The sequence below is a fragment of the Sphingomonas plantiphila genome (genome assembly GCF_046000505.1).
In the GTDB taxonomy this organism is placed as follows: domain Bacteria; phylum Pseudomonadota; class Alphaproteobacteria; order Sphingomonadales; family Sphingomonadaceae; genus Sphingomonas; species Sphingomonas plantiphila.
Map to the genome: position 1 here is coordinate 619,531 of NZ_JBELQC010000001.1, position 25,781 is coordinate 645,311.

The 25,781-nt window shown below is 67.3% G+C and carries 31 protein-coding genes, 1 tRNA gene and 1 riboswitch; of the genes, 12 read left to right on the forward strand and 20 right to left on the reverse strand.

Translation table 11 applies throughout. The features are described 5' to 3' along the window. Positions 1-16 precede the first annotated feature (16 nt). The 6 genes from thiC to ABS767_RS02845 form a co-directional block, all read right to left on the reverse strand. On the reverse strand, positions 17-1,912 hold the full coding sequence (gene thiC / locus ABS767_RS02820) for a phosphomethylpyrimidine synthase ThiC (protein WP_408076848.1): 1,896 nt from the start codon (positions 1,910-1,912) through the stop codon (positions 17-19). A gap of 36 nt (positions 1,913-1,948) precedes the next feature. Then, a riboswitch (TPP riboswitch) is annotated at positions 1,949-2,056 on the reverse strand. 37 nt (positions 2,057-2,093) lie between these two features. Next, on the reverse strand, positions 2,094-2,591 hold the full coding sequence (locus tag ABS767_RS02825; RefSeq protein ID WP_408076849.1) for a DUF2569 family protein: 498 nt from the start codon (positions 2,589-2,591) through the stop codon (positions 2,094-2,096). A gap of 70 nt (positions 2,592-2,661) precedes the next feature. Continuing rightward, entirely contained in the window at positions 2,662-2,895 is a 234-nt protein-coding gene (locus ABS767_RS02830) for a hypothetical protein (protein WP_408076850.1), read from the reverse strand. A gap of 56 nt (positions 2,896-2,951) precedes the next feature. Continuing rightward, positions 2,952-3,851, reverse strand: a complete 900-nt coding sequence (locus ABS767_RS02835) for a MipA/OmpV family protein (RefSeq protein ID WP_408076851.1) — start codon at positions 3,849-3,851, stop codon at positions 2,952-2,954. Positions 3,852-3,932: 81 nt separating this feature from the next. Further along, entirely contained in the window at positions 3,933-4,346 is a 414-nt protein-coding gene (locus ABS767_RS02840) for a DUF2141 domain-containing protein (RefSeq protein WP_408076852.1), read from the reverse strand. Then, positions 4,288-5,067 carry a sterol desaturase family protein gene (locus ABS767_RS02845; protein ID WP_408076853.1) on the reverse strand — a complete coding sequence of 260 codons (780 nt, stop codon included), beginning with the start codon at positions 5,065-5,067 and terminating at the stop codon, positions 4,288-4,290. Before ABS767_RS02845 ends, ABS767_RS02840 begins: the two co-directional genes overlap by 59 nt. On the opposite strand from ABS767_RS02845, the gene gluQRS reads away from it, so the two are divergent. The 6 genes from gluQRS to egtD are packed head-to-tail and all read left to right on the forward strand — an operon-like array spanning position 5,054 to position 9,594. Then, complete coding sequence (gluQRS, locus tag ABS767_RS02850; RefSeq protein WP_408076854.1) at positions 5,054-6,058, forward strand: tRNA glutamyl-Q(34) synthetase GluQRS; 1,005 nt, start codon at positions 5,054-5,056, stop codon at positions 6,056-6,058. The genes ABS767_RS02845 and gluQRS overlap by 14 nt on opposite strands. A gap of 9 nt (positions 6,059-6,067) precedes the next feature. Next, positions 6,068-6,295 carry a twin transmembrane helix small protein gene (locus ABS767_RS02855; protein ID WP_408076855.1) on the forward strand — a complete coding sequence of 76 codons (228 nt, stop codon included), beginning with the start codon at positions 6,068-6,070 and terminating at the stop codon, positions 6,293-6,295. Positions 6,296-6,298: 3 nt separating this feature from the next. After that, on the forward strand, positions 6,299-6,733 hold the full coding sequence (locus ABS767_RS02860) for a hypothetical protein (RefSeq protein ID WP_408076856.1): 435 nt from the start codon (positions 6,299-6,301) through the stop codon (positions 6,731-6,733). A 10-nt stretch (positions 6,734-6,743) separates the two neighbouring features. Then, on the forward strand, positions 6,744-7,313 hold the full coding sequence (locus ABS767_RS02865; protein WP_408076857.1) for a cob(I)yrinic acid a,c-diamide adenosyltransferase: 570 nt from the start codon (positions 6,744-6,746) through the stop codon (positions 7,311-7,313). Positions 7,314-7,357: 44 nt separating this feature from the next. Continuing rightward, complete coding sequence (gene egtB / locus ABS767_RS02870; protein WP_408076858.1) at positions 7,358-8,617, forward strand: ergothioneine biosynthesis protein EgtB; 1,260 nt, start codon at positions 7,358-7,360, stop codon at positions 8,615-8,617. After that, positions 8,617-9,594 (forward strand): L-histidine N(alpha)-methyltransferase, encoded by a 978-nt coding sequence (egtD, locus tag ABS767_RS02875; RefSeq protein WP_408076859.1) that lies wholly within the window; start codon positions 8,617-8,619, stop codon positions 9,592-9,594. The genes egtB and egtD overlap by 1 nt, the downstream gene beginning before the upstream one ends. Here egtD and ABS767_RS02880 read toward each other — a convergent pair. Then, complete coding sequence (locus ABS767_RS02880) at positions 9,591-10,703, reverse strand: GNAT family N-acetyltransferase (protein ID WP_408076860.1); 1,113 nt, start codon at positions 10,701-10,703, stop codon at positions 9,591-9,593. The genes egtD and ABS767_RS02880 overlap by 4 nt on opposite strands. Positions 10,704-10,777: 74 nt before the next feature. Between ABS767_RS02880 and ABS767_RS02885 the strand changes: the two genes are divergently transcribed. After that, on the forward strand, positions 10,778-11,239 hold the full coding sequence (locus ABS767_RS02885) for a DUF2721 domain-containing protein (protein WP_408076861.1): 462 nt from the start codon (positions 10,778-10,780) through the stop codon (positions 11,237-11,239). A gap of 20 nt (positions 11,240-11,259) precedes the next feature. Here the strand turns inward: ABS767_RS02885 and ABS767_RS02890 are convergent, their stop codons facing one another. After that, on the reverse strand, positions 11,260-11,910 hold the full coding sequence (locus tag ABS767_RS02890; protein ID WP_408076862.1) for a DsbA family protein: 651 nt from the start codon (positions 11,908-11,910) through the stop codon (positions 11,260-11,262). An 86-nt stretch (positions 11,911-11,996) separates the two neighbouring features. Between ABS767_RS02890 and ABS767_RS02895 the strand changes: the two genes are divergently transcribed. Further along, positions 11,997-12,485: an asparaginase domain-containing protein gene (locus tag ABS767_RS02895; protein ID WP_408076863.1), complete on the forward strand. Its 489-nt coding sequence runs from the start codon at positions 11,997-11,999 to the stop codon at positions 12,483-12,485. Between the two features lie 9 nt (positions 12,486-12,494). Here the strand turns inward: ABS767_RS02895 and ABS767_RS02900 are convergent, their stop codons facing one another. From ABS767_RS02900 to ABS767_RS02915, 4 genes are read right to left on the reverse strand one after another with little or no spacing between them, the layout of a single operon-like run. Then, complete coding sequence (locus ABS767_RS02900; RefSeq protein ID WP_408076864.1) at positions 12,495-13,922, reverse strand: Na+/H+ antiporter NhaC family protein; 1,428 nt, start codon at positions 13,920-13,922, stop codon at positions 12,495-12,497. After that, positions 13,919-15,073 carry a trans-sulfuration enzyme family protein gene (locus ABS767_RS02905; RefSeq protein ID WP_408076865.1) on the reverse strand — a complete coding sequence of 385 codons (1,155 nt, stop codon included), beginning with the start codon at positions 15,071-15,073 and terminating at the stop codon, positions 13,919-13,921. The genes ABS767_RS02900 and ABS767_RS02905 overlap by 4 nt, the downstream gene beginning before the upstream one ends. Continuing rightward, positions 15,070-15,966, reverse strand: coding sequence for a glycosyltransferase family 8 protein (locus ABS767_RS02910; protein ID WP_408076866.1), 897 nt, complete (start codon positions 15,964-15,966; stop codon positions 15,070-15,072). The genes ABS767_RS02905 and ABS767_RS02910 overlap by 4 nt, the downstream gene beginning before the upstream one ends. Beyond that, positions 15,963-17,798: an asparagine synthetase B family protein gene (locus ABS767_RS02915; protein ID WP_408076867.1), complete on the reverse strand. Its 1,836-nt coding sequence runs from the start codon at positions 17,796-17,798 to the stop codon at positions 15,963-15,965. The genes ABS767_RS02910 and ABS767_RS02915 overlap by 4 nt, the downstream gene beginning before the upstream one ends. A 97-nt stretch (positions 17,799-17,895) precedes the next feature. Between ABS767_RS02915 and ABS767_RS02920 the strand changes: the two genes are divergently transcribed. Further along, on the forward strand, positions 17,896-18,735 hold the full coding sequence (locus tag ABS767_RS02920; protein ID WP_408076868.1) for a sulfotransferase: 840 nt from the start codon (positions 17,896-17,898) through the stop codon (positions 18,733-18,735). A 34-nt stretch (positions 18,736-18,769) separates the two neighbouring features. Here the strand turns inward: ABS767_RS02920 and ABS767_RS02925 are convergent, their stop codons facing one another. The 5 genes from ABS767_RS02925 to ABS767_RS02945 all read right to left on the reverse strand — a co-directional run bounded on the left by ABS767_RS02925 (position 18,770) and on the right by ABS767_RS02945 (position 21,774). Next, positions 18,770-18,919 (reverse strand): hypothetical protein, encoded by a 150-nt coding sequence (locus tag ABS767_RS02925; RefSeq protein ID WP_408076869.1) that lies wholly within the window; start codon positions 18,917-18,919, stop codon positions 18,770-18,772. A gap of 83 nt (positions 18,920-19,002) precedes the next feature. Then, positions 19,003-19,317 (reverse strand): PqqD family peptide modification chaperone, encoded by a 315-nt coding sequence (locus ABS767_RS02930; protein ID WP_408076870.1) that lies wholly within the window; start codon positions 19,315-19,317, stop codon positions 19,003-19,005. Continuing rightward, positions 19,314-20,282 carry a sulfotransferase domain-containing protein gene (locus tag ABS767_RS02935; RefSeq protein ID WP_408076871.1) on the reverse strand — a complete coding sequence of 323 codons (969 nt, stop codon included), beginning with the start codon at positions 20,280-20,282 and terminating at the stop codon, positions 19,314-19,316. Before ABS767_RS02935 ends, ABS767_RS02930 begins: the two co-directional genes overlap by 4 nt. Continuing rightward, complete coding sequence (locus ABS767_RS02940) at positions 20,171-21,082, reverse strand: phosphoenolpyruvate carboxykinase (ATP) (protein WP_408076872.1); 912 nt, start codon at positions 21,080-21,082, stop codon at positions 20,171-20,173. The genes ABS767_RS02935 and ABS767_RS02940 overlap by 112 nt, the downstream gene beginning before the upstream one ends. A gap of 5 nt (positions 21,083-21,087) precedes the next feature. Then, a complete protein-coding gene (locus ABS767_RS02945) occupies positions 21,088-21,774 on the reverse strand; it encodes an aspartyl/asparaginyl beta-hydroxylase domain-containing protein (RefSeq protein WP_408076873.1) in 687 nt (228 codons plus the stop codon). Here ABS767_RS02945 and ABS767_RS02950 point away from each other — a divergent pair. After that, positions 21,773-22,207 carry a lasso peptide biosynthesis B2 protein gene (locus tag ABS767_RS02950; RefSeq protein WP_408076874.1) on the forward strand — a complete coding sequence of 145 codons (435 nt, stop codon included), beginning with the start codon at positions 21,773-21,775 and terminating at the stop codon, positions 22,205-22,207. The genes ABS767_RS02945 and ABS767_RS02950 overlap by 2 nt on opposite strands. Positions 22,208-22,258: 51 nt before the next feature. On the opposite strand, the gene ABS767_RS02955 is transcribed toward ABS767_RS02950, so the two are convergent. Continuing rightward, positions 22,259-22,849 carry a TetR/AcrR family transcriptional regulator gene (locus tag ABS767_RS02955; protein ID WP_408076875.1) on the reverse strand — a complete coding sequence of 197 codons (591 nt, stop codon included), beginning with the start codon at positions 22,847-22,849 and terminating at the stop codon, positions 22,259-22,261. 75 nt (positions 22,850-22,924) lie between these two features. Here ABS767_RS02955 and bdcA point away from each other — a divergent pair, with 75 nt between their 5' ends. Then, positions 22,925-23,638, forward strand: a complete 714-nt coding sequence (bdcA, locus tag ABS767_RS02960) for an SDR family oxidoreductase (protein WP_408076876.1) — start codon at positions 22,925-22,927, stop codon at positions 23,636-23,638. 55 nt (positions 23,639-23,693) lie between these two features. Here the strand turns inward: bdcA and ABS767_RS02965 are convergent, their stop codons facing one another. Then, a complete protein-coding gene (locus tag ABS767_RS02965) occupies positions 23,694-24,566 on the reverse strand; it encodes an SDR family oxidoreductase (RefSeq protein ID WP_408076877.1) in 873 nt (290 codons plus the stop codon). 107 nt (positions 24,567-24,673) lie between these two features. Here ABS767_RS02965 and ABS767_RS02970 point away from each other — a divergent pair, with 107 nt between their 5' ends. Next, positions 24,674-25,561 carry a LysR family transcriptional regulator gene (locus ABS767_RS02970; RefSeq protein WP_408076878.1) on the forward strand — a complete coding sequence of 296 codons (888 nt, stop codon included), beginning with the start codon at positions 24,674-24,676 and terminating at the stop codon, positions 25,559-25,561. 122 nt (positions 25,562-25,683) lie between these two features. Here the strand turns inward: ABS767_RS02970 and ABS767_RS02975 are convergent. After that, positions 25,684-25,759, reverse strand: a tRNA-Phe gene (locus tag ABS767_RS02975). Between the last annotated feature and the right edge of the window lie 22 nt (positions 25,760-25,781).

The window sequence follows — 25,781 nt, forward strand, 5'->3', positions numbered from 1 at the left end:
TAGGCGACGGGGGCGTTTAGTCCCGCTCCCGATCCCCTGCCCCCAGGTACAACTCCCGCCCCATTTCCTCATACACCCGGCTCATCTCCTCCATCCCCTTGAGCGCCGCCGCCTTGCTCGCGGCTGCGGTCTCGGCACCCGTCGGGCCGGTGGCGAGGAAGCCTTCCACGCCCTGATTCTGCTTTGAGGCGAAGTCGCGGACTTCCTGGCTGATCTGCATCGAGCAGAATTTGGGGCCGCACATCGAGCAGAAATGCGCGGTCTTGGCGCCTTCGGCGGGGAGCGTCTGGTCGTGATAATCCTCGGCCGTGTCGGGATCGAGCGACAGGTTGAACTGGTCGCGCCAGCGGAATTCGAAGCGCGCGCGGCTCAGCGCGTCGTCGCGGACCTTGGCCGCGGGGTGGCCCTTGGCGAGATCGGCGGCGTGGGCGGCGAGCTTGTAGGTGACCACGCCGACCTTGACGTCGTCGCGGTCGGGGAGGCCGAGATGCTCTTTGGGGGTGACGTAGCAGAGCATCGCGGTGCCGTACCAGCCGATCATCGCGGCGCCGATTCCGCTGGTGATATGGTCGTAGCCGGGCGCGATATCGGTGGTGAGGGGTCCCAGCGTATAGAAGGGTGCTTCGCCGCACACCTCGAGCTGCTTGTCCATATTCTCCTTGATCTTGTGCATCGGCACATGGCCGGGGCCTTCGATCATCACCTGCACGTCGTGCTTCCACGCGCGGTGGGTGAGTTCGCCCAGCGTATAGAGCTCGGCGAACTGCGCCTCGTCATTGGCGTCGGCGATGCTGCCGGGGCGCAGGCCGTCGCCGAGGCTGTAGGCGATGTCGTACGCCTTCATGATCTCGGTAATCTCGTCGAACTTCTCGTAGAGGAAGCTTTCGCGATGATGCGCGAGGCACCATTTGGCCATGATGCTGCCGCCGCGGCTGACGATGCCGGTGACGCGCTTGGCCGCCATCGGAATGTACGCCAGGCGGACGCCGGCGTGGATGGTGAAATAGTCGACGCCCTGTTCGGCCTGTTCGATCAGCGTGTCGCGGAAAATCTCCCAGGTCAGTTCCTCGGCAATGCCGCCGACCTTTTCGAGCGCCTGATAGATCGGGACGGTGCCGATCGGGACGGGCGAGTTGCGCAGGATCCATTCGCGGGTGTCGTGGATGTTGCGGCCGGTGGAGAGGTCCATCACCGTGTCGGCGCCCCAGCGGATCGACCACACCATCTTGTCTACTTCGGCGGCGACGTCGCTGGCGACCGCGCTGTTGCCGATATTGGCGTTGATCTTGACCAGGAAGTTGCGGCCGATCGCCATCGGCTCGCTTTCGGGGTGGTTGATGTTGCTTGGGATGATCGCGCGGCCCCTCGCCACTTCGTCGCGGACGAATTCGGGGGTGACGTAATCGGGGATCGACGCGCCGAAGCTTTCGCCGTCGCGGGCGTATTCGCGCAGCCGCTCACGGCCGAGATTTTCGCGGGTGGCGACATATTCCATTTCGGGCGTGATGATGCCGCGGCGGGCATAGTGCGTCTGGCTGACATTGGCGCCGGGCTTGGCGCGGAGCACGGTCTTGCGGACGTTGGGGAAGGGCTGGACGCCGCCGCTGCGGTCGGGGCCGAGCTGGCCGTTATCCTCGGGACGAACCTCGCGCTGAGCGACTTCCTCGACATCGCCGCGGCTGCGGATCCAGTCGCGGCGCAGTTCGGGCAGGCCGGCCATGATGTCGATGCGGGCGAGGGGATCGGTATAGGGGCCCGAGGTGTCGTAGACGCGCAGCGGCGGCTCGCCAGAGCTGGGCTCGAGATGGATCTCGCGCATCGCCACCTTGAGCGGGCCGACATGGACCTTGGTCGATCCGCGGATCGCGCCGGTGGTGACCTTCAGTTCGGGATGCGTGGGATTGTCGGCCATGATGCGCTCCAAATTCGCGGAGAGCGCACGGTTTTCGGGTGAAAGCCGCCCACTCCCTACGCCGGTGTCAACCGGATCAGGTTCAGCGGGTCGGTGGCTGCTGCCACCCTCTCAAGCGCGCATGAGCGCTCCCCCGGGGATGCGACGGGTTTACGCCCGGCGGCGCCGAAGGTCCAGCGCGCTATTCGAAGACCTGGGCGAGGTCGGTGTCGAGATCGCTTTCGCGGGGGTAGGTGTTGGCCACGCGCGTCGACCGCAGGAGATAGGCGGTCCACAGCGCCGAATAGAGGAAGGGTCGGATCATTTCAGGCAGGATCAGGCCGAACGGCGAGTCGACGGCCAGACCGCCGACCGTGGTCACGAGCAGCAGGTCCACCAACGGGAAGCCGATCGCGAGTCCCCACATCGCGCCGATCGCAAGCCGCACCGAGTGCCAGTTGCGACGCGCAACCAGGCGCCAGACGATGAAATAATAACTCAACACGCCGACCGCGGTCAGCGCGATTTCTGCGCTGCTGAGCAGTGGCCAGCGATCGCCATAGGCAGCGGCGACCGAGGGATCGGCAAACAGATTGCTGTAAGTGACCACGATCGTCACGAGCGGCCCCGACACCGCGAGCGTGAAGATGTAGAAAGCGAGCCAGCCGCCGATGCCGCTGGGTCCGTCGCGATATGCCATGTGCTGTCCCCCGGCCGAAAATCTAAGCCAGCCAGGGATTTCGGCAAGCGGAAAAAGCGGTGGCCGGGCGCTAGGCGTTCAGCGCGGCGTACCAGTCGGCATAGGGCGTGTTCTTCGCCAGATGGCGGTTCCAGTCGGGGGCGCCGTCGTCCCACCACACCGGCCCGCGCTCGCCCAGCGCGCGCTTGGCGGCATCGACGCGGGCGCGGGCGTCGGGTTCGCGGGCGCGGACGGCGCGGCGCGCGGCCATCAGCGCCTGGACGAGCCGCTCGCGCTCCGCCCCGGCGAGCGCGGGGTTGCTCATCCGCCACAAGCGGCCGCGTACCACGAAGTAGCGGCCGTCGGGGGTGACGGGGTGGTTCAGAAGGTGACCGCCAGACCGCCGCCAAAGGTCCAGTTGTGGCGGCTGCCGGCGATGGCGACGATCGGGGAATCGGCGAAATCGCCGACCAGCTTGGAATAGTTGACGCCGCTGACCAGCGCGATCCCCTTGGTCAGGTCGCCGGTCAGCGCGTAGGTGAACAGGCCGCCGAAATTGATGTTCTTCTGGCCCCCGCTGGGGGTGAAGACGGGGAGGCCGCTGGCGATGCTGCCCGCCGGGGTGACGCCGAAATAGGTGCGGGCATATTCGTCCTCGACGATTTCGGCCGAGGCGAACAGGCCGACCAGCGCCTTGGTGCTGAGCGGCGTGGTATAGTTGACCGAGGGCGTGATGATGCCGCTGCGGTGGATGCGGGTCACGTCGTAGCGGTAGGAGACGCTGATCGAGAGCGTATCGAAATCGCTGGTGATGACGCCGGTCTTGCCGATGCCGACATAGCCGCCGACTTCGACCGCGGTATCGATCTCGCCCAGTGCGCGCACGCGGGGGTCCGCGATCGCGTCGCGGTTGGTGCGGTTGAGGTTGATCACCGCGACCGGGCCGAGCTGCAGGTTCCAGTCCGCGCCGTCGACATCGGGGATGAGGTCGAGGCTGGCGCGATTGCCCAGCACGGTGAAGCTCATGCCCGCGACGGTGCCGTTGGCGGCGGGCAGCGGGGTCCAGCGGCTGTCGTCGGACCCTTCATAATCGGGAATGCGGGCCACGCCGGCACCGATGGTAAGGCGCGCGCGGCCCTCCCGGGCGGCGGCGGCCTGTTCGGCGGTGGCGGGGGTCGCCTCTTCCGCCGCGGGGGTGACGGATTCGGCCGGCGGCGCGTCCTGCGCAAATGCGGGGGTGGCGATCGCGACGGCGAAGAGCGCAGGAACGATGAGACGCATATGGGTTTTCCCTGAAAACTGTTTCAGGGGCGCAACGCTGCACCGCGCAATTGGATGCGTGGCATCCGCCGATTCATCCGCTCACAGCAGATAGCGCATCTTCACCCGCTGTTTTGTCCCATCGAGCTGGAAGCTGGCGGCGCCGAATTTGGGCGGGCCGAAGGCGATGGCGGGGTTGCGGCTGAACCCGAAGCCTTCGCGCGGAATGCCGAGCATCGTGTCGAGTTTCTTGTTCCCGTTCGCGTCGTGGATGATCGCGACGGCATAGTCGGCCTTGGCCAGCCCCTCGAACCGGGTCGTCGGGTTCGCCGCCGAGATCGTCCGCGAGATGCCGCGGGGATCGTCCTTGCAATCGGGAAAACTGTCGGGGCGCGCGGTCAAGCAGATCTGAAGCACGCCCTTGGCATTGCGCAGCCCGGTGACTTCGAGGTCGAGGCTACCGACCGGCGAGGCCGCCGGGAGGAGGAGCAGCGCGGCGGGAAGCAGCGCGCGCATGTGCTTTCTGGAAATCGCCAATCCCCCGGTCTGTGCCGCAAAGCCGGTCCCAGAAGCGGAAATAGAGACCATAATTGCACCCATATTGCTCATGGTGCCGCTGATGATGGCTCGCGGTGATCAGCCACGCCCCCAGTGGCCCCCGCCACATCACCCGCGGGAACACCTCCCACCCCATGTGATTGGTCACACCCATAACCGTCATGATTCCAAGCACAAAGCCCAATGCGGCGACATGGATCGGAATCACGAAGATCAGTGACGGAATTACCACGGCGCCGGTCAGTGCCTCGATCGGATGGAAGCTCATCGCCGCCCAGGCGGTGGGCGGGCGGCTGTCGTGGTGCACGGCGTGCGCGATGCGGAACAGCCGCGGGCGGTGCATCCAGCGGTGGGTCCAGTAGAACCACGTGTCGTGCGCGAAGAGGTAGAGAAATACCGAGAGCGGCAGATGCCAGAGCGGGAAGGCCGAGACATCGGTGTAGATCCGCGTCCAGCCATGGTGCTGCCAGCCCCAGGCGATGACGCCCGCCGGGACGCCGTAGATCGCGGCGCTGGCGAGGCTCCAGATCACCTCGCGCCGCATCTGGCGATCAAGCCCGGCATAGAGACCGGGATGCCGCACGCGCGTCGCCCAGGCGAACGCGCCCGAGACGATCAGGTAGCGCACGCCGACGATCAGCGTCATCGCGAGTGCCGACAGGAGGATGGCGAGGAGCATGGGCAGCCTCTACATGGAAATCGTGCCATCCGACAGCCACACCATCGTCACCCGCTTTGCGCCGAGCCCGACCGGGCGGCTGCATCTCGGCCATGCCTTTTCGGCGATCGCGGCGCATGATTTTGCGCGCGAGCGGGGTGGCAGCTTCCTGCTGCGGATCGAGGATATCGACGGGACGCGCAGCCGCGCGGAGCATGTCGAGACGATCCTGGCCGACCTGCGCTGGCTCGGACTCGACTGGGATGGCGATGTGCTGTTCCAGTCTTCCCGGCTGAATGCCTATCAAGCGGCGCTCGACGATCTGCGCGCACGCGGCCTGATCTATCCGTGCTTCTGCACGCGCGCCGATATCGCGGCGAGTGCGAGCGCGCCGCATGGGCCGGACGGGCTGGTCTATCCCGGGACGTGCCGGGGGCTGGAGGCACCGGACCTGACCCAGCCGCATTGCTGGCGGCTGGATATGGGGGCCGCTCTGGACTCCCTGAGCCGTCACCCCCGCGAACGCGGGGGCCCATCTCCTGCCGGTGAACCGTATCGGACCGACGCGGCAGATGGACAGTTTGGGAGATGGGCCCCCGCGTTCGCGGGGGTGACGGACGAGTTGGAATTCGAGGACTCCCGCTTCGGCAGGATCGCTGCCGATCCGGGCGCGCATGGCGATGTCGTGCTGGCGCGCAAGGATGCGCCGGCCTCCTATCACCTCGCGGTCACGATCGACGATGCGATGCAGGGGGTGACCGATGTGGTGCGCGGCGAGGATCTGTTGCCGGCGACGCACGTCCACCGCCTGCTCCAGGCGCTGCTCGGTCTGCCGGTGCCGCGTTATCATCATCACCGCCTGTTGACCGGGCCGGATGGCGCGCGGCTGGCCAAGCGCCACGGCGCGCCGACACTCGCGGCGCTGCGGGAAGGCGGGGCCGACGGGCGGGCGCTGGCCGATGCGCTGCGGCGGGGCGAGCTTCCGGTTGGATTCGGGGCGGCATCGGCCTAGATAGGAGCCATGAAACTCTTCCTGATCCTGCTGCTCATCGCCGCGATGCTCGCGACCGTCTTTGCGCTCATCAAGGGGATCGTCGCATTTCTGCGCACCACCGAGGCGGAGCTGAACTCCAGCGACGGGCCGAGCGCATCGTCGCTCAAGTCGAACAAGGCGATGCAGCAGCGCATCCTGTTCCAGGGGATCGCCATCGCCATCGTCGCGCTGTTGCTGCTGCTCGCGAGCAACTGACGAATGCCGGCGAGGCCGGTCCGCTCGGTTCTGCCGCGCTGGGTGCTGCCTCTCTTGATCCCCGCATCCTTATCCGGATGTGGAAGTTCCGAGCCTGAGCGCTTTTGTGGCGCGAGTTTCTGTCTGAAGGATGTTCCGCCTCAAGCCGTTTCGCGTGCCCCGACCCCGCATGACTTCGCAGTCTATCGACTCGCGACCACTGCCGGGCCGCTTACGATCTATGAGGGCAATCATCCGCCGGATGTGTCCCGATCGCTCGACGATTTCCATACGCTTGCCGACGGGCGGCTGCGCGCGATTCAAAGGATCGATGAAAATGTCGCGATCACTTTTGTGAACGTCCGCCCCGACCAGCCGCGTTACGTGGTGATCAGCCTCCCATGCCGCACAGGGATTTGCCAGATCGATCGCATTGCGGCGCGTTTGATCGCGCGATAGCAGGAAGCAGATGGTCAAGCTCAACAAGATCTACACACGCACCGGTGACGACGGCACCACGGGCCTTGTCGATGGATCGCGCGTTGCCAAGCACGATCCGCGCATGGCCGCGATCGGCGATGTCGACGAGGCGAACAGCGCGATCGGGGTCGCCATCGCGGCGATGGGCGGGGCCTATCCCGCGCAGTTGCTGGAGACGGTGCAGAACGACCTGTTCGACCTGGGCGCCGATCTGGCGACGCCGGGCGACGATTTCGAGCCGGGCGAGATGACGTTGCGCATCGTTCCCGCGCAAGTGGCGCGGCTGGAGGCTGCGATCGATGCCGCCAACGACACGCTGGCGCCGCTCACCAGCTTCATCCTGCCCGGCGGATCGCAGGCCGCAGCAGCGGTGCATCTGGCGCGCGCGATCGTGCGCCGGGCCGAGCGCAGCGCGACCGCGGCGGCGGCGGCGGTGTCGCTCAACCCGCAGGCGCTGACCTATCTCAACCGCTTGTCCGACCTGCTTTTTGTTCTTGCGCGCGAAATGAACCAAAAGGCGGCGGGCGACGTTCTGTGGACGCCGGGGGCGCATCGCTGAGCTGAGGAATTGACCCTCGTCGCGTTTCGCGGTAGGAGAACGAAATGCGAACGAAGGCGAGTCCCGCCGCGTGCTGCACAACGCTCGAAGCGCGGTTCCGCGCGGTCCGGGCGCTATCCGCGAACTTGGTATCCACCCTCTCGGACGCGGATGCGACCGTGCAGTCGATGGAAGACGCGTCCCCCGCCAAATGGCATCTGGCGCACACGACATGGTTCTTCGAGACGTTCGTGCTGCGCGATCATGTGCCGGGCTATGCGCTGCACGACGCGCGCTTCCCGTTCCTGTTCAACAGCTATTACGAGGCCGAGGGGCAGCGCCATGCGCGGTCGCGGCGCGGCATGGTGACGCGCCCGGCACTCGACGAGGTGCTGGCCTATCGCGCGGCGGTGGATGCGGCGTTGGTCGATGCGCTGCCCGACCTGCCCGATGCGGCGCGCGCGCTGATCGAGCTGGGTTGCCATCACGAGGAGCAGCATCAGGAGTTGCTGCTGACCGACATCCTGCATCTGTTTTCGTGCAATCCGGTCGAGCCCGCGATCTGGCCGGGCGAGCGCAAGGTGCCGGTGGCGATGCCGGGGCCGCTCGGCTGGATCGACGGGGCGCAGGGCGTGCACGAGATCGGCACGGAGGGCGACGGGTTCGCGTTCGATTGCGAGGGGCCGCGCCACAGTGTGCTGTTGCACCCGCATGCGATCGCCGACCGGACGGTGACCAATGGCGAATGGGCGGCGTTCATCGCCGATGGCGGCTATGCCGAGCCGCGGCACTGGCTGTCCGATGGCTGGGCATGGGTGCAGGCGCAGGGGATCGAGGCGCCGCTCTATTGGGAGCAGCGCGACGGCGGCTGGACGCGCTTCGGGCTCGACGGGCGGCGCGCGATCGATCCGGCGGCGCCGGTGACGCATGTGAGTTTCTATGAGGCCGATGCCTATGCCAGCTGGGCGGGCGCGCGGCTGCCGACCGAGGCCGAGTGGGAGGTCGCGGCGGCGGCGCACGATCCGCTGGGTGGCAATCAGCTGGATGCCGCCGGGCCGGTCGAGCCGCGCCCGGCAACCGGCGGCCCGGCGTTCTTCGGCGATGTATGGGAATGGACCGGAAGCGCCTATCGCCCCTATCCCGGCTTTGCCGCCGCCGAGGGCGCGGTGGGCGAGTATAACGGCAAGTTCATGAGCGGGCAGTGCGTGTTGCGCGGCGGAAGCTGCGCCACGCCACGCGGCCATGCGCGCGCCAGCTACCGCAATTTCTTCTATCCGCACCAGCGCTGGCAGTTCACCGGCGTGCGCCTCGCAAAGGATCTATAATGCTAAAGCAGGAAATCGAGGATGGCGAGGCGGGCCTGGCCGATCCGGCATTCCGCGCCGATGTGCTGAACGGCCTTGCCGCGCGGCCGCGGGCGATTCCCGCGCGCTGGTTCTACGACCGGCGCGGGTCCGAACTGTTCGAGGACATTACCCGGCTGCCCGAATATTATCCCACGCGGACCGAGGCGGCGCTGCTGGAGCGGGTGTCGCCGGACGTGGCGGATTCGATCGGGCGCGGGGTCGCGGTCGTCGAATTCGGCTCGGGATCGTCGGCCAAGACGCCGGTGCTGCTGCGTGCGGTGAAGCCCGCGGCCTATGTACCGATCGACATTTCGGGCGAATTCCTGCGCGCGTCGGCGCGCGGGATCGCGGCGCAGTTCCCTGATATCGCGGTCGAGCCGGTCGAGGGCGACTTTCTCAAGCCGCTGAAGCTGCCGGCCGGGATCGGCGGGATGACGCGACTGGGGTTCTTTCCGGGATCGACGATCGGCAACATGGCACCGTTGGCGGCGGTCGACCTGCTGCGTGCGATGCGCGCGTCGCTGGGCGAGGGATCGGCGCTGCTGATCGGGATCGACCGGATCAAGGATGCCGACATACTGGTCCCCGCCTATGACGATGCGCAGGGGGTGACGGCGGCGTTCAACCTCAACCTGCTCGAGCGGATCAATGCCGAGCTGGACGGGACAATTCCCGTCGACGCGTTTCGTCACGTCGCGCGCTGGAACGACGAGCTGGCGCGGATCGAGATGCATCTGGAGGCGGTGCGGCCGGTGGCGTTCGAGGTCGAGGGACGCGGCTTTGCGATGGCGGCGGGCGAGACGATCCATACCGAGAACAGCCACAAATATGGCGACCGCGACGCGCGGTTGCTGCTCGCGGCGGGCGGGTGGACGGTCACGCGTGCATGGGCCGACGAGGCCGGACTGTTCGGGCTGTATCTGGCCGAAGCCGGCGCGCCGGAAACGGCGCCCTAGCGGCGCGGCTCGACATTTCCGCTTGCCCGCCAGCGGCCGCGCAGCAGGCGCGCCGCGAGCGCGGGAAGGCCGGGGCGGACGAACAGCCAGTCGCGGATCGCGGGTCCGGCATCGGCACCGATCACGCGTTTGTATCCACTATCGCCCGCGCCCCAGTCGACATCGGTGATGCCGTCTTCGAGCGCGCGGACGAGGTTGCGGTAGTAGAGCAATTTGCCCGGCGAATGCTTGGCGACGCGCGGGTCGTAGCTGTTGGCGATGGCGTATTTGAGCGACCCTGCGTTGAGGTCGAACGAGAAGGCGGTGGGTGCGCCATCGATGCGCAGCACCGCGGCCCACAGCATCTGCGCGATCACCGGATCCTGCGCGGCGGCGCGCCAGAAGGCGCCGTGGCCGTCATCGGTGAACTTGGCATCGCGCCCGTCGGTCCGCTCGGCGATCCAGCTGTTGCGTTCGATCGTGGCGAGATCGTCGAATGCCTGTGCGGTCCAGTCTGCGCCCGAGACGAAGCTCCAGTCGGGGGTGCCGTGTTCGGCGAGATGTTTTTCGTGGAAGCGGTTCTTGCGTAGCGTCGAATTGCGCGGCCAGGTCCCCTCGGCCTGCAGCGCGGCCATGTCGAGCAGGAAGCTTTCGGCGACGAAGCGGTCGAGCGCGACCCAGCCGCGCGCGGCGGCGGCGGCGCGCAATCCTTCGAGCGCGGGATCGCCGTCATAGATCGGGCCTATGCGCAGCGCATTGGCGTGCCGGGCGAGCGTGTCGAGTGCGACTTCGAACGCCTCCGTGCCAGCGTCCTGCGCGACGGGGAAGCTGCGGAACGGCCAGTAGCAGCCGGGCACGCTGGCGAGCTGCAATGGGGCGGGGCCGGTCGCGACGAGCGGCAGCGCGAGCAACGGCGCGCCTTCGCGCAGTACGGTGAGCGTGCGCGCCGCCCCGCCATAGGCGTGCAACGCGGCGGCGAACCAGCCATAGCGCAGGAAACGATGCGACGGCGCGGCCTTCGCGGCCACCGCGTCGAGCGCGCTGGCCAGCCCGTCGCCGATACTGACGGACAGCAACGGCGGCAGGCGCGTGAATTCGGCGAGCGGCATCGGCTTCGTCATTGCCCGCATGTAGCGCGCAAGGAGTTACCAAGCGGTGGAAGTCCCGCTTGGCGCCGCGCATGCCGCACCATAAGATGAGGGCAATGCAAGCCCCGATGCTCTCCACCGTCGCAGCGACGATCCAGACCGCGATCGCGCCCGTTTTCCTGCTCGCCGGCATCGCGGGCATTCTCAACGTGCTGGTCGGGCGGATGGCGCGCGTCGTCGATCGCGCGCGCAAGATCGAGCAGCTTCACCCGGTGTCGACCGGGGCGGAGCATGAGCGGCATGTCTGGGAATTGCGCCTGATCGACCGGCGGCTGTCGGTGATCAACACCGCGATCTGGCTGTGCGTGGCGAGCGGAATCGCGATCTGCCTGGTGGTCGCGCTGCTGTTCGGGGCGGAGATCGTCCATCTCGACATCGGCGTCGTCGTCGCGGTGGCGTTCATCGCATCGATGCTGTTGCTGACCGCGGGGCTGGTCGCGTTCCTGGTCGAGGTGCGGCTGTCGGTGCGCGCGGTTCATGTGCGCGAGGAGCTGCTGGAGCGCGATCGCACGGGATAAGCGCGCCGTTCGCTGCCGCGCTATTGCGTCTGCTTGTCGCGCGACATCTGCACCGCCTTTTTGAGCGTCGCGAGATCGACCAGACCCGGAATCACATAAGGCCCGACCAGGATGCCCGGCGTGCCGGAAAGGCCGAGCAATCTGGCATAGCCGCCGGTTCGCGAAAGCAGCGCGTCGATCGCCGTCTTGTGCTTCGCCTGATCGGCGACGAGCCGGTTCCAGTCGAGCCCGGCCTTGTCCGCCGCCGCGCGGATCTTCGCGGCATCCAGCCGTCCGCTGGTGGCGATGAGCGCGCGGTGGAAGGCGAGGTGGCGATCCTGCCCCTGAAAACGGGCGGCGACCGCGGCGCGCGCGGCGTCGCGCGATCCCGCGCTGAGGATCGGCCAGTCGCGATAGACGACGCGAACCTTGCGGTCCTGCGCCATCAGTGTGTCGAGCGTCGGGCTGAAGCGCCGACAATAGCCGCATTGATAATCGGAGAAGACGACGATGGTGACATCGTGGCCGCGCGGCGCGATCGTGGGCGCGAGCGGGTCGTTGCGAATGCGCTCACGCAGCTGCTCCACCTCAGCCCGGCTGCGGGTATCGCCCGATTCGGCAACTCCATCGGCCTGCGCGAAGGCGGAAGACGGGACGAGAAGGGCGAGCGCGGCGAGGATCAGCGACTTCATCCGCCCTGCCTAGCGCAGTTGCCGGCCGATGCGAAGGCGCCCGCACCGATGTGACAGCGGAGCGGCGCGCCGCTATAGGCCGCGGCATGGCAGATATCCTGATCCTCACCACCGGCGGCACGATCGACAAACTCTATTTCGATGCGCTGAGCGAATATCAGATCGGCGACAGCGTGGTCGCACGGCTGCTGGCGGTCGCGCGGTCGGCAGCGGACGTGCGGGTGGTCGAGCTGATGCGCAAGGACAGCCTGGAGCTGACCGACGCCGATCGCGCGCTGATCGCCGACGTGGTGCGCGCCGCGCCCGAGGAGCGGATCGTCATCACCCATGGCACCGACACGATGACGCAGACCGCCGCCGCGCTGAAGGATATTCCGGGCAAGCGGATCGCGCTGCTCGGCGCGCTCGCCCCCGCGCGGTTTGCCGAGAGCGATGCGGCGTTCAACCTGGGGATGGCGTTCGCGACGGTGCAGGTCGCGCCGGCGCCGGGCATGTGGATCGCGATGAACGGCACCGTCTTTCCCGCCGACCGCGTGCGCAAGGACCGCGAGCGCAACAGCTTCGTCGCGGTGTAGCGCAGGCTGCTACGCGACGGGTGCGGTCCGGCCCCGCGCGAGCAGCTTTGCTGCAATCAGCGACGCGACCGGGCTGAGCCAGCAGAACAGCGCCCAGGGCGCATAGGCGAGCGTCGGGACGCCGAGCGTCGTCGCCATGAACACCGCCGAGACGGTCCACGGCATCAGCGGTTCGGTAACGGTCACCGAATCCTCGATACTGCGCGACAGCGTTTCGGGGCGCAGGCCCCATTCCGCATAGGGCCGTCGAAACAGCCCGCCGACGACCAGCGCGGTGACCCCGCCATGGCTGGTCATCGCCACCATGATCGCCCCAGCGGCCATCGTCGCGGCGACTAGGCTGAACACCGAGCGGACCAGCGCGAGCAGCGCGTCCATCAGCCGGTCGAGCGCGCCCGACACCCGCATCGCCGCAGCCAGCAGGAAGGCCGCGATGATGAACAGCAACGTCCCCGCCATCGACATCACCCCGCCGCGATCGAGCAGGTTGGCGAGCGTCGGGGGCAGCGCGGTGTCTCCCAGCATGGTCGCGGCATCGAAGCCCTGCACGAAGCTGGTCATGGCGGCGGCCGACGCGAAGCCCTGATGCGCCACCCCGATGACGAGTGCGATCAGGGCGGACCCGGCCAGCACCAGCGCGGGCGGCTTGCGCAGGCAGATTCCGACCAGCGCGATCAGCAGCGGGATCGCCTCGAGCGGACCGAGGCGGAACGCGGCGGCAAGCGCGTCGCGCATCTGCGCGGTACTGGCCGCCCCCGCCCCCGGCGGTACCGCCTCGAAAAAGCCCAGAGCGGCGAAGACCGCGAGCGCGACGAGGGCAGGCGGGATGCTGGTCCACAGCATGTGCCGGATGTGGCGATACAGGTCCGCCCCCGCGCCGATCGCGGCGATATTGGTCATGTCCGACAGCGGGGATAGCTTGTCCCCGAAATAGGCGCCGCACACCACGGCACCGGCCACCGGCGCCAGCGGGATCTGCAGCGCGGTCGCCGCCCCCATCAGCGCGACCCCCACCGTCCCGGCCGAACCCCAGGAGGTGCCCGAGATGACCGACATGAGCGCGGTCGCGACAAATGCGGTCAGCGCCATATAGTGTGGATCGATCAGGTCGATGCCCAGCACCACCAGCAGCGGGATCGTCCCGCCGAACATCCAGCTGCCGATCAGCGCGCCGATGGTGAGCAGGATGAGGATCGCGGGAAACGCTTCCCCGATCTGGCGCGCGGTTTCGGCCTGGACCTGCTCCCACCCTGCCCCCACCGATGCGGCGACGATCATAGCGACCGCGGCGGCGGCGAGGATCGAGACCAGCAGCGCGTCGCCGCCGGCCTCGACCGCAAACATCGACAGGCCGATCGCGCCGAACAGCGTCAGGATCGGGAGCAGGGCCAGCGCGAGCGGGAGCCGCGGGACCGGCGCATCGATCCCGGCAGTCATGCGAGCGCCCGATCCAGATCGGCGATCAGCGCGGAGGCACCCTCCAGCCCGACCGACAGTCGCAGCAGCGCGGCCGGAATGCGCAGCGTCGGGTCCGCACCGGGATCGCGCTTGTGCCCGGTGATGACGAGGCTCTCGGCGCCGCCCCACGAAACCGCCTTGCCGAATAGGTCGAGCCGGTTGGCGACCTCGACCGCGCGCGCGAATCCGCCGGCCGCGACTTCGAATGCGAACAGCCCGGAATGGCCCCGGCGATTGCCGGCCCCTTCCGGCGCAGCGTCCAGATCGGGATGGAAGACGCGTGCGACCGCCGGATGCTGCGCCAGAAACCGCGCGAGCGCCAGGCCATCGGCGTGATGCTGGCGCAGCCGCGTTGGCAGCGTCATCAGCCCGCGTAGGAACAGCCACGCCTCGAACGGCGGCATGACCGCGCCCATCAGCATATAGGCGTTGTAGAAGATGCGCTCGACCAGCTGCGCCGAGCCGATCACCGCGCCGCCCAGCGCGTCGCTGTGCCCACCGATATATTTCGAGCAGCTGTGAACCACCAGATCGACGCCGAGCGCGATCGGCTTTTGCAGCAGCGGGGTGGCGACGGTATTGTCGATCGCGGTGAGGATATCGCGATTGCGGGCGAGCGCGACGATGCCGGGCAGGTCGATTGTGCCGAACCGCGTCGACCCGGGGCTTTCCATGAAGATCAGCCGCGTTTCTTCGCGCAGCAGCGGCGCGATCGCGTCGGGGCTGCCGGTGAAACACTGATCATGGCTGATGCCGAAATCCGCCAGCCGCCGCGCGAGTTCGAGCGTCGGGCCGTAAATGTCGTTGACGAACAGAATATGGTCGCCCGCCTTGAGCAGACCGAACAGCACCGCGCCGATCGCGCCCATGCCCGACGCGAAGCATTTGCAGGCCTCGCCGCGTTCGAGCGCGGCCAGGGTGGTTTCGAGCACCTGCACGGTGGGGTTGGTGCCGCGCGAATAGGTTGCGGTCAGGTGCTCGCGTGCGAGGTCGCGATGCAGGTCCTGCATCGTCGCCTTGCGAAACAGCGACGCCTGCGCGATCGGCGGAAGCACGGCGCCGCCATGCGCATCCGCCCCTTCCCCGGCGCGCAGACAGATGCGCAGGTCGTGCGGGTCGAGGTCGATCATCGCTTCGCAGTCATCCAGGGCGTCGAAATGCTGTCCGGCAACAGCGTGCGGGCGCGGGCGCGCCAGCCGGCGATCGCCTGGAACATCAAGGGGTTACGGACCAGGCCGGTCCTGGACGCGGTCCAGGGCTTGGGCGACCCGTTGAAGTGCAGCACGGCGATCGCATCGAACGGCATCGGTTCCTTGTGCGCGATGAGATCGGCGTAGAACAGGAGGAAGTTGAAGCGCCACGACATGAGCGACACGCGGTGTTCGAAGATGCGGTTGAGCACCAGCTGATCGGTGTGGCTTGCTACGATTCCCGCCCAGCGCTCGGGTGCGAGCATGGCCAGCGCCTGGCGATAGGCGCGACCGTCGAGTGCGGTCGAACCGAACAGCATGAGTCCGGCGTTGAACGTCGGGTAGAGGGCGCCCTCCGCGTCCGGAGGCACTTCGGCGAAGCTGGTGCGATCCCAGGCCAGACCGCGCAGGAAGCCCGCGTCGCCGACCGCGACGACATCGCCCGGCGAAGCGGCGAACATTGGCAGAATCGACGCCTGGAACAGCACGTCGCTGTCGCAGAACAAGACCTGTGCATAGTCCTCCAACGCGAGGGTGGCGAGCGAATGGAAGCGCGCGCGGCGTCCCGCGAGCCGGGGTACCGCGTGGACCAGCGTCGCGATCGCGTCGGCCAGGTCCTGCGGGATGCGGCGGAATTGCAGATCCGGCCAGATTTGCGAGAGGGTGCGTATCGATCCGGCCGACAGATCGGCATCGTGGAAGATGACGATATCGCCGGAAAACCAGCGATTGGTGTCGAGGAAGGATCCGATCGCCACGATCGTTCCCGGCAGAAAGTCGTCGGTCGACACGGTGGCAAGGCACAGCCGTCCGGTCGGCGCGGCGACGCTCACAGGAAGCGCGAGCCGAGGAACTGGATGGCGCGCGAGGCCGCGAAGGCCGGACCGGGCCGGATTCCGCGCAGCTTTCGGCCATCGGGCTTAAGGGCGTCGTGCACCCGCTCCATCGCGATCCAGGACAGTGCCCGCGCATTCGGCTGCACCAGGCCCGGCAGCGCGAGCAGCGTCTCGCGCGCCGCGTGCATTGCGTCGACGGTGGCGTCGATGCGGATCTGTTCGGTCTTGTCCTGGTTCCAGGTGACCGCATCGGGCAGCAAACCATCGAGCGCGCGACGCATGACGTACCGGTTGATCGACCCGCGGCGGAACTGTTCGATCGGCAGGCCGAGCGCATATTCCATCAACCGCCGGTCCAGCAGCGGATAGCGGTAGACGATGCCGCGGCGCGCCCCGCTGTCGGCCCAGCAGTCGAGACGGCTCTGGAGATGCCCGCGCTGCAGCAACGCCGCGCGGACCTGCAGGGCGTTGCGTTCGACGACGGCGGAACTTGCGCGCGGCTGCCAGCGGCGAAAGGACGGGTGACGAAGGGAGGTGGCTGCCCGCCCGGGGAGCTGCGCAACCGACGTCGCGAGCATCTGCAATCCGAGCCGCCTGAACATTCCGGCGGCCCTGCGAAACGCGCGATATCCCTTGGTGCCCGACAGACGGACAAAGCGCGCGAACTGGCCGCTGAGCAGCAGGCCCATCAGCACGCCCCGACCGTTGAAGGACACGCAGTCGTCGCCGCCCCAGCCGGACAGCATGACACGGATGCCGGAGGTCTCCGCCGCACGCATCACCGGCAGTTCCTGGACCAGGCTGACGTCGATCGGGCGGAGATAGGGGTCGAGCGTGAAGCATTCGATCACGTCCTGCACCGTGGGCGTGGCATACTGCATGGCGAAGCCTTCGGCGGCGACCATCGCATCGATGATCCTGTGCTCATGGACCGCGGGCGCTCCCCCCTCGCCGGGCGCGGGCTGCCACGCGAAGCACGCCGGCGCCGGGCGACCGGCGGCACGCAACTGATGCGCGGCGATCGTCGCGACGCTGGAGGAGTCGAGCCCGCCCGTCATGTGGCTTCCGACCGCGCCGCTTCGTGGCAGCCTCACGCGGACCGCCTCGACCAGAAGCGCGCGCAGGCCTTCGCCATAGTCGGCATCCGAGTCGCGGCTGACCCGGGGCAGTTTTCGAGGGTCCCACCATCGCTCGATCCGTGCGCTGGTGCGATCGGCCAGCAGCCGATGTGCGGCGCGCAACCGCCGGACCGGAGCGAGAAAGGTGCGGTCGGGCGGGACGCGGCTGCCGCTGTCGAGATAGCGCCCGATGGCATCGAGGTCCGGGGTACGCGGCACGCCACCGCCGCGCGCCAGCGCTTCGAGTTCGCTGGAAAAGACGATCCGCTCGCGATCCCGGAAATAGTAGAAGGGGACGATCCCGATATGATCACGCATGCAGATCGCCTGGCCGCTGCGGCCGTCCCAGATGACGAAGGCATAGTCGCCGTAGAGCCGATCGAGACCGACGCGGCCGGAGCTGCGATAGACCGCCAGGACGAGGTCCAGATCGCTGGCCGTATTCGGCTGGCTCAGTTCGGCGCGCAACTCCGCGCGATTGTCGAGCCGTACGTTGCCGACCGCGGCGAGATCAGCCGAATCGTCGATGGCGATCGCCTCCCCGCCCGGTTCGCCTGCGTCATCGATCGGGCGGACGCCGAAGCGGGCGCGTGCGCTGGCGTCCTGCCACAGGCGCACCGGCGCCCGGGCGCGAGACGCGGCAGCATCGAGCATCGGCGCGACGCGGTCGGGCGCGGTGTCGATCGTGAATTCAACCTGTCCGCAAAACATTCCCGGCGCCTTTCGCGAGCGCGTTCGTTATCATCCATGAATGACGTGCGCTACGCATGTACTTGAAACATCGGCAATCGCGCGCTCTAGCCGGGGCATGATCCATGCGGACTCCGATTCACATCCGCTGCGTGTGCCCGGTGTCGCGCACGATCTCGAACGACTGGTGCAGACCCATCTGTTCGTGATCGGACCCAATAACAGCGGATCGACCTTTCTGCGCCGCGCATTCGAGAACAGTCGGCATAGCTGGAACCTCGATCGCGAGGGCCAGCACATGGCTGGCTTTTCCGGGCCGCGGACGCGGGGCAGCGGCAAGGCGTTGATCTGGAATGCCACGCCCGAGCGTCGGGCGGAGTTCGCCGATCCTGCTGCGTTCGACTGGGAGCGGTCGCGGCGTGCCTGGTACTTTCACGCGTTTGCGCGTGACCCCGGGGCCAGCGTCTTCGTCACCTCGTCGCCACCCTTTCTGCTTCAGGTGGAAGCATTGCGGACGGGATTTCGCGATGCGCGGTTCATTTTCCTGACGCGCGATCCCTATGCCATCGCCGAGGGGGTGCTGCGTCGAGCGGCCCAGCAACAGATTGCAGCCGACGAGGACATCGTCGACGTCGTCGCCGCCCATGTCATCCGCTGCCTGGCGGATCAGAAGCGCAACCAGACGGACTTCGCATCGTGCGGTATCGCGCTGCGGTACGAAGATATGTGCGCCGATCCTGCGCGCAGCGCACAGGCCGTCCGCGCGCTCGTGCCGGCGCTCGACGATTTCACCCTTGAGGGCGCGGTCGCGGTGAAGGGAATGTACCGCGAGCCGCTGCGCGACATGAACGCCCAGCAGCTCGCGCGCATGCCAATCGCCACGCGTGCACGGCTCACCGAACGCTTCCGCGAGCACGAAACGCTATTGGCGGATTTCGGCTACCAGCTTGTCCCATGACAGGACGATGGCAGCCGACATCGCGACCGAACAATCAGCTCTGGTAGTAAGCGTCCCCGCGCTCGGTATCGGCAATGATCGGAACGGTCCCGCGAGTCGCGTCGATCGTGTTGACCGTGGTCATGGTCGGCGCCGTCCATTCCTTGCGCTCGACCGGCGCGGCGATATCGTTCTTGTCCGTCATGTCGCTTGTCCCCTAAAGATGCCCATCAAAGAATGAGACATCAAAGCGCTCAACAAGTGCTTGATGTCATTTCCCATGTCAACTCATTCCGGTGACACCGGAGCGGCCGCCGACGCGGACCGCAGGTGGGCGAACTTGTTGTCGATAATTTTCTGGAGAAAGGCGCCGACCTGCTCCCGGCATTGCCGATCGTCGACCGCATATTCGGCGACGAGTTCGGTGCACAGGGTGCCGAACCTGACGGGCGAGGCGATCCGACGCCAGATCACGGCGCCGATCGCGTCGAGCTCGTAATAGTCGCCGGTATCGAGGTCCATCATGACGACCGAACCGTCAAGTTCGGTGAACAACACCTCGCTGTCCCGCTCGATCACCATATCGTCCGTGAATGCGGTCACGCTTTTTCTCCCTCGATCGGCCCGGCTTCGGACCTATCATATCCGAGCGAATGCATAGCCTTAGCGTGCGCCGACTCGATACTGGCGATTTGCCCGATACTCAATTCATTCCGCCAGCCCCCTGCCCTGCCGCTGCGAAAAAATGGCGCGGCGTTGCGCGGACGCTCATGGAACGGGGTATCGCGCTCCTGCGCCTGCAGGCGCTCGAACCGCGCCGCATCGATGGCCTTGGCCAGATCGGCCTCAGAACAGGCGACGCCGGAAAAGGAGAGCGCCTTACCGAACGCAGCGAGCGGATCGGCGAGCATATCCTCGAAGCGGAGCAGATGGACCGGGAGCTCGGTCTGCGCGAGCCATGCTAAGGCATGGTCGCTCCAGCTGCCCATCGGCTCGTCGATGACCAGCCCGCCGCGCCGGAACTGACTGACGTGGTCGGAACTGGCCATCCGTTCGATGGTGTCGTCGATGCTCTTGCCGCGGTGATGGGCATAGGAACAGGCGACATCGCGCGGATCGCGGACGAGGTAGATTACGCGCGCCGCATCGCGGCTGCCGAATGACGTGAAATCGCCATCCGCGGGCAGAAACGCTTCGTGCGTTTTCCAGAAGACCGGCCGCTCGCTTTCTCGCGCAACCTGTTCGACGACGAGACCGCGCAAGCACCGGCGCTCGTCCGCCGAAAGTTCGTCGAACGGTAGGCCCACGACTTCTTCGAACAGCCCGACGCCGGGCCCCCACTCCCCCGGATCGATCGTATTGATGTCGACCGCGCCCGCCGAGAGTATCGCCTGCAGCACGGCGCGGAACCAGGTATTTCCCGATTTGGGATAGGAGGCCAGCCACACGACAGGCATCACGCCGTCGCCACCGCCGCGGCACCGTCCAGCGACAGGAAATCCTCTTCGAGCTGGTCGGCGAGTTCGGTCAACCGGAACGTGTCGAGCGGACGGCGCACCTGCCTGCATTCGACGCTCTGCAGCAATGTGGTGATCTTGCCGAAATGATCCGGCCACAGCCCTTGCGCCTTGCAGATGCGCTTGCGGTGCGTGAAGTCGGACAGGCTGTTGAAGGCGTTGATGCGCGCCATGGGCTGAATGGAAATCGGCGCGTCCCGCGCCGGATAGAGCAGATAGATGGCCCGTATCCGGACCGGATCCACATTTATCGCTTCGCTGGGGACGATGAACTTGTCGATCCCGGTCAACCGGCGGGTGGCCGCGTCCTGCGAAATCTCGAGGTGATTCATCGTGTCCTGCCACAGGCGGAAGCCGGGATAGGCCGGGATGGCCATCGGTTCAGCCGGGCGTTCGAAGCAAATCGCCGTGACATCGTCCGCGATCAGCGGATAGCCGCGGCGGCGCATTTCCACAGCGAGGGTCGATTTGCCCGCACCCGAGCGGCCGGCAAAGGCGACCGCACCGTGCGGCGTGCGGATCGAACTGGCATGCAGCGTGAGCAGCCCACGCTGCTGCAGCAGCGCGGTCAAGCCCGATCCGGTCAGAAAGACGCGAATCCGCCCGTCATCGATGCTTTCGAACGTCACCCGGCGCCCGTCGCGCACCAGAATCGAGCCGTATCGCGGATCGTGCATGTAGAAGGCGCCGCGCTCGGCCTTGCTGAGACCGAAGGCGCGCGCATCGGGGCCGAACGGGTGATCGGTCGGCCCGCGTTCGATGGTCACGTCGGGAATTTCGGCGTGATCGTCCGCGAAGGGAAGCGCGATATCCGAATGGATGGCCAGCCCGTAGGCGCGATAGCGGTGCATGGGCTTCAGGCGTGCTCGTGCGCCGACACCTGCCCGGAACGGGCATCGTCGAAGACTTCGAAGACGAGATGAATCCGGTCTTCGTCTCCGAAATTCTCGACCGCGTGGCGGACCACGTTGTTCACCTCATAGGCATGCCCTGCCCGCAGGTGGAACGGCTCGCCTTCGATCACGATCAGCGCCTTGGGATTGGTCTGCAGCGGCACGTGAATCTTGTGCGCCCGCCGGTCGGACTCGCCGCCATCGACATGGCGATCGATCGTGCCGCCCGCTTCGAGCCGCGCCAGCATCGCCTTGGGATATTCGCGCGCGCGAAACCCGTAGCCGCGCGTGACGTGATCGAACACGGGCAGCAGCAGGGGTTTCCACACATGCCAGGCGGGGTAGGTGTCGAACAGGCGCGGATTCGCATTATGGGGCGTGAAGCGAAACAGAAGGTGCCGCGTGCTGTGAAAGCACTCGAAATCATTCTGCTTTTCCGCGTCGGCCCTGTTCCAGGCCGTTTCCGACAGACGGGCGACCATGCGCTGCAACGCTTCGGTGTCGACCGCGCCGAGATCGCGGATACGCGCCGGCTTTTCGACGATCGCGGGCAATTCGGCTTGGACGTCGGCGGCGGTCTGCATGGCGAGCAGACTTACCCGGAATGCAAAGGCTTGGAAATAGACGCCGAAGCGGCGATGAGGACGCATGACGATCGGCAAATGGATGATCCGTGCGGAGGCGGCGGCCGGCTTGGCGCTGGCCAGCACGCTCGTCCACCTCGTCCCGTTCCGATGGTGGCGATCGTCGCTTGGCCCGCTGGGGCAGGACAGCGCGCCGCCCGCTTCGCTGAACGAAGAGCAGAAACGGCGGGCAATCGCCATCGGGCGGCTGGTGCGGCGCGTTGCCGAACGGCTGCCCCTCGATGCCGCCTGCCTGCCCCAGGCGATGGTCGGCCGATGGATGCTCGCCCGGCGCGGCATTCCTGCGCGCATCGCCCTTGGATCACGCCGCAGTGATACCGCAGCCGCCGGCTTCCTGATGCACGCATGGCTGATCGCGGACGACAGGATCGTGACCGGCGGAAAGGGGCTCGAGGGGTTCAGCCCGTTGCAGAAAGGCGGCGGGCCCGCGCCCGGGTGAGCGAACGCATTCCGGCGACCGTTTGGGGACGACCGCAGGGCGGTGAGAGCTTCAGGCCGGAAGCGCCGACTTGAGCGCCGCCCCGGCGAGCCGGGCGGTGGCGAGAAGCTGGTCGAGACTGTGTCCCTGCCGCGCCTTGGCGGACAATCCGAACATGGTCGTCGCCACGAAGTCGGTCAGCCGCGCGGCGTCGGCGGGGTGCCGGTCCGCGATATAGCTGCGGATCGCCTCCTCCGCCGCGCGATTATAGGCGCTGGTCGCTTCGCGCGCGTCGGGATCGTTGCAGCGGGTGCCCTCGACGACCAGGCACCCGGCGGATTCGGGCGTGGCGGCGTAGTGGCGCGCAGCTTCCTCCAGCACCGCCGCGAGACTCTCCGCGACCGGTCGGTCGGTCCGCAGCAGGCGGGCGAACGGGATCGCACCCGTCGCATCGTAGCGCGCGAGCACGCGGGCATAGAGGCCCGCCTTGCTCCCGAACGCCGCATAGAAGCTGGGAGGGTTGATTCCCAGCGCCTCGGTGATCTCGGCCACGCTGACCGCATCATAGCCCTGCGCATGAAAAAGACGCTGCGCCGTCGCGACCGCCGCCTCCGGGTCGAAGCGGCGTGGTCGGCCGCGCGCGCGATTTATTTTTGTATTCAACCCTACAAAACTCCTTGCCCTCGCGTCATTCAATTTTATGTAGCGCCTGCTACATTAAATCTCAAGGAGACCGTAATGACGTCCTTTCAGGGCAAGACCATATTGGTGCTCGGCGGTAGCCGCGGCATCGGCGCTGCCATCGTCCGCCGGTTCGCGAGCGATGGCGCGCGGGTGATCTTCACCTATGCCGGATCGCGCGACGCGGCCGAGGCGCTCGCACGGGAAACGGGCAGCACCGCGGTGCAGACCGACAGCGCGGATCGCGCGGCGGTGATCGCGCGGGTTCGCGACAGCGGGCCGCTCGACGTGCTGGTCGTCAATTCCGGCTTCGCGATCTTCGGCGATGCTCTGGAACAGGACCCGGACGCGATCGACCGTCTGTTCCGCGTCAACGTCCATGCGCCCTATCACGCCTCGGTCGAGGCCGCGCGCAGCATGCCCGAGGGCGGGCGGATCATCGTCATCGGATCGGTGAACGGCGATCGCATGCCGCTCCCCGGCATGGCCTCCTACGCGCTCAGCAAGTCCGCGTTGCAGGGACTGGCGCGCGGGCTGGCGCGCGACCTGGGGCCGCGCGGCATCACCATCAACGTCGTGCAACCCGGGCCGATCGACACCGATGCCAATCCGGCGGACGGCCCGATGAAGGACCTGATGCACAGCTTCATGGCGATCAAGCGTCACGGCCGCCCCGAAGAGGTCGCCGGGATCGTGGCGTGGCTGGCGGGACCCGAGGCGGGCTTCGTCACCGGCGCGATGCACACGATCGACGGCGCGTTCGGAGCATAATGCGCACGGCCGGCGGGCGCCTGCCCACCGGCCGTGCCGACGCTGCTCAGCGCGCTCACGCACCCGCGTTGACGAGCGAAACGGCGAAGTCGCGGTAGCGGTGCAGCGGTCGGCCGAGCATCGTCGTGAGCCGTTCCGCGTCGCCATCCTCCGGCACCATGCCGTCGCTCACATAGCGCTCGGCCATCAGACGCATTTCATAGGCCATCCATTTCGGCATGAAGCGCGCCATGTTCGCCTCGAACGCGCTGGGATCGTCGCCGCCATAGACGACGGGACGACCAAGCACGTCCGACCAGATCGCCGCCACCGTCTCACCGGTCAGCGTGTCCGGGCCGACCAGGTTGATCGTCTCGAGCGGCAGCTTGCCGGGCGCGTCGTGGCGGCGGATGAGTTCGATCGCGGCGACCTCGGCAATGTCGCGCGCATGGACCATCGCCACGCCCTTGTCGCCGATCGGCATGGGATAGACGCCGTGCTCGACGATCACGTCCTTCACCATCGCTTCGTTGTCGATGAAATAGGTCGGGCGCAGGATGGTGGCGCCGAACTCCATCGCCGCCAGCATCCGCTCCGCACCCGACTTGACCGCGAAGTGCGGCACGTTGACGGCGCGATCGGCCTGGAACACCGACAGATAGACGATCCGCTCGATCCCCGCCGCACGCGCGATGTTCAGCGTGACGATCGCCTGAGTGAACTCGTCACCGGTCACCGCATTGAGCAGGAACAGGGTGCTGACGCCGGAAAGAGCGGCGCGCAGCGCGTCGATGTCGAGCAGGTCGCCCTGCGCGACCTCGACGCCAGCCGGGAAATCGGCCTTGGCGGGATCGCGGGTGAGGACGCGGACGGGCGCCCCGCGCCGCACGAGTTGATCGACGACGTGGCGGCCGACACGGCCCGTGGCGCCGGTTACGAGAATGGTCATTGGGTCACTCCTCTGGTGCTGCCGGATTGGCTGGGCCTGAAATGAGTGATCCACTTGACGGCGAATAGCCGCTATATCTGGACATGTCGTCTCACTGGTGGAACAGTATGGACCTGCTCGCGCTCGCCGATTTTACCCTGGTTGCCCGTCATGGCGGGTTTGGAAAGGCGGCGCGCGCCGCGTCCCGGCCCAAGGCGACGCTGTCGCGGCGCGTGGCGGAGCTCGAGGCGAGTCTCGGCCTGCGCCTGTTCGAGCGCGGCGCGCGCGACCTGAAGCTCACGCAGGAAGGCCGCGCGCTGTTCGAGCGCGCCGGGGCGCTGCTCACCGATCTCGAGGAAACGGCGGCCGCGATCGCTGCGGGCGGCGACCGGCCGCGCGGGCGGCTGCGGATCAGCGCGCCGCTGTTGTTCTCGCAGACCGCGATGGGGCGACTCGCCGCCGAGTTCGCGCTTCGCTATCCCGATGTTCGGCTCGAAGTGACGACCGAGGACCGGCCGGTCGACATGATCGAGGAAGCCTACGACCTCGTGATCCGCGTCAACCCGGATGCGGACGAGGCGCTGGTCGGTCGCCCGTTTCTGCACGACCGGCTGGTGGTCGTCGCCAGCCCCGCTCTCTCGCGAACGGACGACGCGCCGGTCCCCGCGGTCGTCCGGGGCGCCGATCCGGCGGAGAGCTGGACCGTCACCACTCCGGAAGGAACGCTCAGCATCCCTATTGACCCGATCCTCCGCCTTTCGTCGCTGGTGATGATCCGCGACGCGGTTCGCGCCGAAGCGGGCGCCGCGCGCCTGCCGGTGTCGCTGGTCAGCCGCGACCTTGCGGCGGGACGGCTGGTCCATTGGGGTGACGTCGCAGGATCGGAGATCGCCCTATGGGCACTCTACCCGTCCCGCCGCCTCCTCAGCGCCCGGGTCTCGGCGTTCCTCGACCTTCTGAAACGCGCTTTTCCGCAGTCGGCACCCGAGGAGCTGGCGGCTTACCTGACCGACTGAAAGTCAATCCATCCCACGCGCAGTTGGCGCGCCCGCGTATCCCAGATCCTCGCCATGCGAAGTCCGCCGACTTCCTGGGTGCTGCGATTTGCGGATAAGGATCGGAGGTTATGAGGAAATCATGGTGCCCGGGGACGGAATCGAACCGCCGACACTGCGATTTTCAGTCGCATGCTCTACCAACTGAGCTACCCGGGCACGGGTCCGGTCAACGCCGGAA

Bases quoted from the DNA above. Each gene is read 5' to 3' on its own strand.
- ABS767_RS02895 (WP_408076863.1), top strand. From the start codon at position 11,997: ATGGCAGATATCCTGATCCTCACCACCGGCGGCACGATCGACAAACTC.
- ABS767_RS02935 (WP_408076871.1), bottom strand. From the start codon at position 20,282: ATGCAGGCAGGTGCGCCGTCCGCTCGACACGTTCCGGTTGACCGAACT.
- ABS767_RS02925 (WP_408076869.1), bottom strand. From the start codon at position 18,919: ATGACGGACAAGAACGATATCGCCGCGCCGGTCGAGCGCAAGGAATGG.
- ABS767_RS02830 (WP_408076850.1), bottom strand. From the start codon at position 2,895: ATGAGCAACCCCGCGCTCGCCGGGGCGGAGCGCGAGCGGCTCGTCCAG.
- ABS767_RS02915 (WP_408076867.1), bottom strand. From the start codon at position 17,798: ATGTTTTGCGGACAGGTTGAATTCACGATCGACACCGCGCCCGACCGC.
- ABS767_RS02865 (WP_408076857.1), top strand. From the start codon at position 6,744: ATGGTCAAGCTCAACAAGATCTACACACGCACCGGTGACGACGGCACC.
- ABS767_RS02950 (WP_408076874.1), top strand. From the start codon at position 21,773: ATGACGATCGGCAAATGGATGATCCGTGCGGAGGCGGCGGCCGGCTTG.
- ABS767_RS02920 (WP_408076868.1), top strand. From the start codon at position 17,896: ATGATCCATGCGGACTCCGATTCACATCCGCTGCGTGTGCCCGGTGTC.
- ABS767_RS02945 (WP_408076873.1), bottom strand. From the start codon at position 21,774: ATGCGTCCTCATCGCCGCTTCGGCGTCTATTTCCAAGCCTTTGCATTC.
- ABS767_RS02890 (WP_408076862.1), bottom strand. From the start codon at position 11,910: ATGAAGTCGCTGATCCTCGCCGCGCTCGCCCTTCTCGTCCCGTCTTCC.
- bdcA (WP_408076876.1), top strand. From the start codon at position 22,925: ATGACGTCCTTTCAGGGCAAGACCATATTGGTGCTCGGCGGTAGCCGC.
- gluQRS (WP_408076854.1), top strand. From the start codon at position 5,054: ATGGCGAGGAGCATGGGCAGCCTCTACATGGAAATCGTGCCATCCGAC.
- ABS767_RS02900 (WP_408076864.1), bottom strand. From the start codon at position 13,922: ATGACTGCCGGGATCGATGCGCCGGTCCCGCGGCTCCCGCTCGCGCTG.
- ABS767_RS02880 (WP_408076860.1), bottom strand. From the start codon at position 10,703: ATGCGGGCAATGACGAAGCCGATGCCGCTCGCCGAATTCACGCGCCTG.
- ABS767_RS02835 (WP_408076851.1), bottom strand. From the start codon at position 3,851: ATGCGTCTCATCGTTCCTGCGCTCTTCGCCGTCGCGATCGCCACCCCC.
- ABS767_RS02965 (WP_408076877.1), bottom strand. From the start codon at position 24,566: ATGACCATTCTCGTAACCGGCGCCACGGGCCGTGTCGGCCGCCACGTC.
- ABS767_RS02840 (WP_408076852.1), bottom strand. From the start codon at position 4,346: ATGCGCGCGCTGCTTCCCGCCGCGCTGCTCCTCCTCCCGGCGGCCTCG.
- ABS767_RS02940 (WP_408076872.1), bottom strand. From the start codon at position 21,082: ATGCACCGCTATCGCGCCTACGGGCTGGCCATCCATTCGGATATCGCG.
- ABS767_RS02845 (WP_408076853.1), bottom strand. From the start codon at position 5,067: ATGCTCCTCGCCATCCTCCTGTCGGCACTCGCGATGACGCTGATCGTC.
- ABS767_RS02825 (WP_408076849.1), bottom strand. From the start codon at position 2,591: ATGGCATATCGCGACGGACCCAGCGGCATCGGCGGCTGGCTCGCTTTC.
- ABS767_RS02905 (WP_408076865.1), bottom strand. From the start codon at position 15,073: ATGATCGACCTCGACCCGCACGACCTGCGCATCTGTCTGCGCGCCGGG.
- thiC (WP_408076848.1), bottom strand. From the start codon at position 1,912: ATGGCCGACAATCCCACGCATCCCGAACTGAAGGTCACCACCGGCGCG.
- ABS767_RS02970 (WP_408076878.1), top strand. From the start codon at position 24,674: ATGGACCTGCTCGCGCTCGCCGATTTTACCCTGGTTGCCCGTCATGGC.
- ABS767_RS02860 (WP_408076856.1), top strand. From the start codon at position 6,299: ATGCCGGCGAGGCCGGTCCGCTCGGTTCTGCCGCGCTGGGTGCTGCCT.
- ABS767_RS02885 (WP_408076861.1), top strand. From the start codon at position 10,778: ATGCAAGCCCCGATGCTCTCCACCGTCGCAGCGACGATCCAGACCGCG.
- ABS767_RS02855 (WP_408076855.1), top strand. From the start codon at position 6,068: ATGAAACTCTTCCTGATCCTGCTGCTCATCGCCGCGATGCTCGCGACC.
- egtD (WP_408076859.1), top strand. From the start codon at position 8,617: ATGCTAAAGCAGGAAATCGAGGATGGCGAGGCGGGCCTGGCCGATCCG.
- egtB (WP_408076858.1), top strand. From the start codon at position 7,358: ATGCGAACGAAGGCGAGTCCCGCCGCGTGCTGCACAACGCTCGAAGCG.